The sequence below is a fragment of the Streptosporangium sp. NPDC006013 genome (genome assembly GCF_040614275.1).
In the GTDB taxonomy this organism is placed as follows: Bacteria; Actinomycetota; Actinomycetes; order Streptosporangiales; family Streptosporangiaceae; genus Streptosporangium.
Genome location: NZ_JBEXUE010000476.1, coordinates 1 through 7597, shown reverse-complemented (window position 1 = coordinate 7597; position 7597 = coordinate 1). Strand labels below are relative to the sequence as shown.

The window sequence follows — 7597 nt, the reverse complement described above, 5'->3', positions numbered from 1 at the left end:
GGCGGATGGGTACGACATCCCAGCAGCGATCAACTCTCCCGGCCGACCAGCGGGGGCACGATCTTTGCGCAGGACTCAAGGTCCAGTAGCTATGAGTGCTCACCCACTGGCGGCTGTCAGGCCCGAGTCTGCCGGAGTGACGGACTCGTTAAGAGTGATTAGTGGCTGAGAGTAATCGCCTTCACGCTCTGTGAGTGTTCGCGCACGCCTGGGCGACGGCCACCGCTGGGCCGGGGCTTGCATCATCGGGATGACGAGAGTCCCGGGCGTTGACTTTGTCGCAAGGAATGACGCATCCTATTGCTACAAAGCTTGCGACAAAAGAGGCGCTATGACCCGCGAACCGCTACCGGACACCGACCCGCCGACGCGCACGACCGATCTGCGCATGGCGGGCGAGTGGCTGGCCCGGCACGACCTGGCCGGCGCCCGCCCGACCCCGCTGCTGGCCAGCCGGCTGGCGGTCCGCAGCCGCGCCCGCCTGGCCACTTACGTCATCCTGGCCGCGCTGATCCTCGTGAGCGCCCTCGCCGCCACTTTCGCTTTCGGCGGCCTCCAGCCGCATCGCCCGCTGCCGCTGCTGGCCCTGGCCGCGGCGGTGGCCGGACTACTGCTGGCACAGTCCCTGCTCGACCGGTGGGTGCGACGCGTCGACCAGCGGGCGGGCGCGACGCTGTCGCGCCGGGCCGCCCATCCGATCCAGCCCGGCTGGCGGGCCGTGCTCGGCCGGCCGTACGCCATTTTCGCCGTCGCCGCGTTCGCCGGCGCGATCGTGCTGGCCGCAAGCGCCCTGGCCGTTCCCGACCCCACCGTGCGGCAGCTGGCCGTCGTCGTGCTGATCGGCCTGCTCGGCGCGACGGCCATCACCGCCATGCAGCTGCGCCACCTGCTCAGCTTCCCGGTCGTGGCGGAGGACGAGGAGTCGCTGACCGCCGACGTCATCATGCGCGTCGAAGACGCCCGCGAGCTCACCACGCCGAACGTGCAATGGTCGCTGCCGGTGGTGCTGTTCGGCACCGCGCCCGGCTGGTGGAATGCCGCCGCGGTCGCCTACCTGGTCCTGAGCCTGGCCGCGTGCGTCGCGCTCCATGCCAGGACGCCGTCGTGCGCGACGGTGGCCCAGCGGGCCATGAGCGTCCAATGATCGTCATCGATGCGGCCTCGCCGGTGCCGCCGTTCGAGCAGCTGCGGGCCCAGCTCGCCCGGCAGATTCAGGACCGCACGCTGGCCGTGGGCGCCCGGCTGCCGACCATCCGCCACCTGGCGGCCGACCTCGGCCTGGCCGTCAACACGGTCGGCCGGGCCTACCGGGAGCTGGAGGAGGCGGGGCTGATCGAGACGCGCGGGCGGGCGGGCTCGTTCGTGTCGGCCGCCGGCGAGGAAGGCCGGGAACGGGCCCGCCGGGCCGCCGCCGACTACGCCGCCGTGATCGCCAGCGTCGGCCTCGACGCGGCCGAAGCGCTCCGCATCGTGCAGGCGGCTCTGGCGGCCGGTGCGGCGGCACCGGCCTCGTCGTGACCGCGACCCGGCCGCGGGGATCACGGGAGTCCGGGGTCGGAACGGCGGATGGCGGCGAGTCCGCCGCGCTGGCCTGCTAGGGCGTGTGCGGAGTTTGGATCACTGGATCGGTCATTCCCGCCCCGGGAGGGTGTCGACTGCGGTAGACCGGTGGCGTGACGCGTGGTGACCTGACAGATGCCGAGTGGGAGTTGATCGAGCCGCACCTGCCGCTGGGGGCGTCCGGGCCGATCCCTGACCTGCGGAATTATTTCAACGCGGTGGTGTGGAGGTTCCGGACCGGTAGCCCCTGGCGGGACGTGCCCGAGAGCTACGGCTCCTGGTCGACGGTCTACGACCGGTTCCGTCTGTGGGCGCGCGGCGGGGTCTTTCAGGCACTCATGGAGGCGATGATCGCCGAGGCCTCGGTCCGCGGCGACGTCGATCTCGGCCTGGTCAGTGTGGACTCCACCGTTGCCCGCGCCCATCACCACGCGGCCGGGATGGTGGTCGACGCGGAGCTCCTGGAGGAGCTGGAGAAGGCCGTGGCGGAGGAAAAGGGGCTCCAAAAAGGGGCGAAACGACCCCGTAGGCGAGGTGCCCGAGGGGGGAGAGGACCCCGATCGGGAACAGCGCCGGATTCTGCGCCGACGCCGCCAGGCGCGGCTGAAGGCAGCCGGACTCGGCCGTTCCCGGGGCGGGTTGACCAGTAAGGTCCACCTCGCGACCGACCGTCGCTGTCGCCCCCCTGTCCATCATCCTCACGCCCGGGCAGGCCGCGGACAGCCCGCGCTTCATCCCGGTTCTGACCAAGATCAAGGTGCGCGGACCCGCCGGCCGTCCCCGGACCCGGCCGGACGCGGTCGCCGCAGACAAGGCGTACTCCTCCCGCGCCAACCGCGCCTACCTGCGCGGACGCAACATCAAGGCGGTGATCCCGGAGAAGTCCGACCAGGCCGCCAACCGCAAGAAGAGGGGCCGCTCGGGCGGCCGCCCGGTCAGCCACGACGCCACGCTCTACAAGGATCGCAACACCGTCGAGCGCGCTATCAACAAGTTCAAGGAGTGGCGAGGGCTGGCCACCCGCTATGACAAGACGCCCGAGAGCTACACCGCCGGACTCCATCTACGCGGATCCGTCGTCTGGCTTCGCAGCCTGCCGGCCCTCACATGATCCGAACTCCGCACACGCCCTAGGCACATGGGCTCCGGCCTCGCAGAACTGGTCATTTCTGTGAATCGCGAACTTTGCGATCCAAGGGATGGGCCGGGCATGAAGGTTGCTAAGACAGGTGGTGACCTTGGAGGCTCTCCTTAACGACGCGTACGACTCTTCCAGGAGTGCCCTGTGATCATCGAGGATCTGTCCGAGCCGGAACTCGCCCTCTGGGAGGCGTTTCCCACAGCGCGTCCTGTGGATCTTCCCGGCACCCCCGTTCGGGCTGCGATCATCGCCAGGATGTTGCTCGGCGCCCGGGAACGCCTTGCAGGGCAGACGCCCGGCATGCACCTGTCCGGCGCCCGGATCGTGGGCCGATTGGACCTGTCGTACGCCGAGGTACAACACCCTCTGATCTTGACCAAGTGCGAGTTCGAGGAAACGCCGGTCTTCACCGGAGCCCGCACCGGCCTGGTGGACCTCGCGGCCTCCCGGGCACCCGGACTGCAGGCCGTAGACGCTGTGATCGGCGGGGCATTGCGCCTGGAAGGCTGCGAGATGGCCGGCCCGATCCAGCTCGCCGGGGCCCACGTGTCCGGGACACTGAATCTCAGCGGCGCAGCGATCCACGCACTTCAGGCCGTCCATGCCGACGGCCTGATTGTCGACCGCGATCTTCTGTGCGCGAACGCCGTCATCGACGGTGAGTTACGCGTTGTTGGCGCCAGGATCGGCGGGACGATGACCCTCGATGGCGCACGGGTCGGGCGGTCAGGCGGCTTCAGCCTCACCGCCGAGGGGGTCGTCATCGACGGCGGGTTGTCGTGTGCCCGCGGTTTCCGCTCCTGGGGGGAGCTGAGCGTGCAGGACGCCCGGATAGGGCGCCGGTGCGTCTTCAGCGGAGCCCAGCTGTCCAACCCGGACGGCATCGCCCTGAACGCGGAGAGACTCAGTGTCGAGGGCGGGCTGCGCATCGATGACGGCTTCTCGACCGAAGGTGAAGTCCTTCTGCGCGGAGCCCGCGTGGCTGGTTCGCTCCGTTTCGCGCAGGCGAGCCTCGCCAATCCGGGAAGACGCGCGCTGAACGCGCCGCTGATGGAGATCGGCAGCGGACTGCGGCTCACACCAGGTTTTGTGGCGAACGGAGAGGTCTTTCTGGACTCCACCCAGGTCCGCGGATCGGTCAACCTCGACGGCGGGACGTTGTCCAACCCGGGGGCGACGGCGCTTTCCCTGCGTCGGCTGGGGGTCACCGGCAGGCTCAGCTGCAGCGAAGGCTTCCGTGCCGACGGGGAGATCGTGCTCATCAACGCCCGAATCGAGGGCAGCTTGGAGTTTCACGGTGCCGCCCTCAGTAATCCCGGCGGGCGGGTTCTGTCCCTGTGGGAGGTGATCGCGGGCGGGGGCATCGACTGCTGCGAAGGCTTCGCGGCCACGGGAGACGTCTCGATCAGGAACTCCCGGATCGCCGCCACACTGTGCCTTGCGGAGACCACCATCGACGGTGACCTTCACCTTCGTGGTGTAGAAGCGGCTTCGCTGAAGATCGGGCCCCAGACGGAACTGCTGCGGGCCGTCGACCTTCGCCACAGTCGGGTCGGCGTGCTCGATGATGCTCCCAGCCGGTGGCCTGCTCACGTCCTGATGAACGGCTTCACCTATGACAGCCTGGAGGCTCCCCTGCCTGTCCAGGAGCGACTTGACTGGCTGGCCAGGGAGGCCTACCAACCTCAACCCTATGAGCAGTTGGCCGCCGTCTACCGCCGGCAGGGCCACGATGAGGCTGCTCGGGACGTGCTGCTGGCCAAACAGCGTCGCCGCCGGTCGGGGCGGCGGCTCGGGGCGCGACTGTGGGGATATGTGCAGGACTGGACCGTCGGGTACGGCTACCGACCCTTCCGCGCTGCGCTCTGGCTCGCAGCCCTTCTCCTTATCGGCACGGTCGTTTTCACCGCCCACCAGCCACCGGCCTTCAAGCCAGGCGAGGCTCCCCCCTTCAACGCCTTCCTCTACACCCTGGACCTGCTCCTTCCGATCATCAGCTTCGGACAGGAGAGCGCCTTCGGCCCGCGCGGCGCACAACAGTGGCTCGCCGCGGCGATGATCACTGCAGGGTGGATCCTCGCAACGACCATCCTGGCAGGCCTCACTCGCGCACTCTCCCGCCAATAACGCGACCAGAAGCGGCCACCTTGACGCCCTCTCAGCAGCCACTGACAGGGTGATCACCTAGAAGCTGGGGCCACGGTCAGCAGAGCACCCTCGTCTCCGTCGTCACCCAGAGTTACTTTGCCCCGGGTGACGCGGACCCGAGTGGGAGGCCGGGAAGCAGGCGATCACGGCGGGATGAGATACAGGCCCGGCTCAATTTTCACTGCTCGCGGCCGACGTCGGCCGTTCCCCGGCCGGTGGGCAAGGCCTGTCGGTAACGAAGCTGTCAGTGCGCCACGAGGCGCTGTTTGTCCGTTATGGAGGTGAGAGACCGCCATCGCTTCGCCGTCGTAGCGGCGGGGTGGAAGTAGGAGGCAGCCTGAGCCGGGAGTCGTCGGGGAAGGTGGGAGCAGCCTCGACGAAGTCGGGACGGTCCAGCACGACCGGATGGGCCGGGCCTGGTGAACGAGACGGGAAGGTATACGCGAGGAACCGGTGTCTGTACGCCTCTTGATTCGTTGCCGGCTCCAACCCGGTGGATATGGGCTGGTCGGCGGCGCGCATCCGCCCCTCATCACGGGCGGGGAACTCCTGGTCGGGTATTGGCAGCCTGGGCTGGGAGGCCGCGGTGAAGGACTACGGCGTAGCCGTGGCGAGGCCGCAGGGGCAGAGCCGGGTGCCTAGCCCGTTGAGCGGACAGCAGTGAACGGGGGAACCATCCGCGTGCGTTCCACGCCCGTCCTCAGCCGGAGGTCATGTGGGTGGATAGGCGCGACGTCGGCCGAAGGCGCGGATGGGGCGGAGCCGTCGTAGTACTCGGAGTCGGGGAGAGCCCGGCACGTGGGGAAGGGCGGCAGCGTGCCAGTCAAGGAGAAGAGTGCAATGTCCGAAGACGCACCGGTGAATACCGGTGCCGTGCGGTGGCCGGATTCCGATTCGGCCTGGAGTGCGGTACGGAGGATGCAGATCAAGGTGCACCGTTGGGCGGGAGAGGATTCCTCCCGCCGGTTCGGTGACCTGTTCAACCTCGTCTACGACCCGGCGTTTCTGGTGCATGCGTGGGAACGCGTCGCATCCAACGTCGGGGCGAGGACTCCGGGGATCGACCGGGCCACGGTGGCCCGGATCGAGACTTGGATCGGGGTCGAGGCGTTCCTGGGCCGGATCCGGGACTCGCTGAAGTCGGGCGAGTTCGAACCGGTCGAAGCGCGGCAGATGATGATCCCCAAGGCCGGCGGGAAGCTCCGCAAGCTCGGGATCCCCACGGTCGCCGACCGGGTGGTCCAGGCCAGCCTCAAAGCCGTGCTGGAACCCATCTTCGAGGCGGATTTCCTGCCGTGCTCGTATGGGTTCCGCCCGAATCGGCGAGCGCTCTGTCGGCGCTGGATGAGCACTTCGACCGGCAATGGCGCGAGGAGATGGGAACCGATAAGCGACGGGCCAGGCGCAGGAAGAAGGGCCTGGGTAACTGGCGGCTCGTCCGCTACGCGGACGACTTCGTCGTGATGGTGTTCGGGGAACGACACCACGCCGAGGCACTGCGCCAGGAGGTAGCAGACGTCCTGGCCCCGATGGGGTTGCGTCTGTCGCCGGAGAAGACCCGTGTGGTCCACATCGACGAGGGCTTTGACTTCCTCGGATTCAACATCCGCAGGCAGCGGAAACGAGGAACGAACAAGCACTACGTCTACACCAAGCCGTCCAGGAAGGCCATTCAGGCGATCAAGGACAAGGTGAAGACGAAGACGAGCAGGTCAATCCAGCACATGAGCTTGGCGGAGATACTCGCCAGCCTCAACAGGATGCTGCGGGGATGGGCGAACTACTTCAGACACGGAGTATCAAAGAAGATCTTCAACGCGGTCGGCAACCACGTGTGGCATTGCGTCACGAAATGGATCTTCCATAAGTACTCCCGGATTGGCTGGCAACAGCTACGCCGCTGGTTCTGCCAACCGGGAACCTGGAAACTCGCCCACGGGGGAGTCACGTTCACGGGTGCGGCCAGCGTCTCTGTGATCCGCTACCGCTATCGCGGCAGCAAGATCCCGCCTCCCCGGGCACCGAGCCCGGCAGCCATCACCAACAGCTGACCTGCGGGCAAGGCACGTGGAGCGCCCGGTGCGTGGAGACACGCACGCCGGGTGCGGCGGGCGGGCCGGGGAAACGGACTGATCGCAAGGTCAGTACCGCGCCCCGGTCCGACCCAACCCAGGTACACGGGAAGGCCCTGGTCCAGGTCAGGCTCTCACCGGAGGTATCTGAGGTACGTGATCCGGCTAAGCGGTGCCGGCACGTAGGAAGAGCTTGCCCACGTCGCGAAGGTGCTGGCGGAACTCAGGGGGATGGATGACGTCGAATTCCGCGCCGACCGCGGCAAGGATGAGCACTGGCCAGTCGAAGGCGTCCACTTGCAGCCGCAGATGGCAGGAGTGGTCGTCGACGGGCTCGCACCGGCCGCCGGTGACGGCGACGACCGGTTCGACGGCGCTGGCCGGTGTGTGGATGAGGATGGTGATGTCGTGTCGGGTGGGTCGGGAGCCGAGCCGGTCGGCGATGAAGGCGGCGGCGTCGGCGGCGGGCAGGTCGCGTGGGCGGAAGCGCGCTCCGGTGGCGGCCGGGCCGGTGAGCCGGTCGAGGCGGAAGACGCGCCAGTCGGCGCGGTCGAGGTCCCAGGCGAGCAGGTACCAGCGGCGCCCGAGTGAGACCAGCCGGTGCGGCTCGACCTGCCGGGTGGCCGGCTCGCCGGATGGGGTGGCGTAGGTGAAGGTGAGTCGTTCGTCGTCGCGG

General features: G+C 68.3%; 6 protein-coding genes and 1 pseudogene. 6 read left to right on the top strand and 1 reads right to left on the bottom strand.

Annotated elements, in window-relative coordinates; genetic code table 11:
- Positions 1-331: 331 nt before the first annotated feature.
- The 6 genes and pseudogenes from ABZ260_RS42165 (at position 332) to ABZ260_RS42140 (ending at position 6900) form a co-directional block, all read left to right on the top strand.
- Positions 332-1144 carry a hypothetical protein gene (locus ABZ260_RS42165; RefSeq protein WP_355629013.1) on the top strand — a complete coding sequence of 271 codons (813 nt, stop codon included), beginning with the start codon at positions 332-334 and terminating at the stop codon, positions 1142-1144.
- Positions 1141-1518, top strand: a complete 378-nt coding sequence (locus ABZ260_RS42160) for a GntR family transcriptional regulator (RefSeq protein ID WP_350929939.1) — start codon at positions 1141-1143, stop codon at positions 1516-1518. The genes ABZ260_RS42165 and ABZ260_RS42160 overlap by 4 nt, the downstream gene beginning before the upstream one ends.
- Positions 1519-1673: 155 nt before the next feature.
- A pseudogene (locus tag ABZ260_RS42155) lies at positions 1674-2671 on the top strand (IS5 family transposase).
- Between the two features lie 459 nt (positions 2672-3130).
- Positions 3131-4828: a hypothetical protein gene (locus tag ABZ260_RS42150; RefSeq protein WP_355629009.1), complete on the top strand. Its 1698-nt coding sequence runs from the start codon at positions 3131-3133 to the stop codon at positions 4826-4828.
- Between the two features lie 861 nt (positions 4829-5689).
- Complete coding sequence (locus ABZ260_RS42145; RefSeq protein WP_355629006.1) at positions 5690-6313, top strand: hypothetical protein; 624 nt, start codon at positions 5690-5692, stop codon at positions 6311-6313.
- Positions 6226-6900, top strand: coding sequence for a group II intron maturase-specific domain-containing protein (locus tag ABZ260_RS42140; protein WP_355629003.1), 675 nt, complete (start codon positions 6226-6228; stop codon positions 6898-6900). Before ABZ260_RS42145 ends, ABZ260_RS42140 begins: the two co-directional genes overlap by 88 nt.
- Positions 6901-7086: 186 nt before the next feature.
- Here ABZ260_RS42140 and ABZ260_RS42135 read toward each other — a convergent pair.
- Positions 7087-7597: WYL domain-containing protein (locus ABZ260_RS42135; protein ID WP_355629000.1), on the bottom strand; the 511-nt coding region annotated here is incomplete at its 5' end.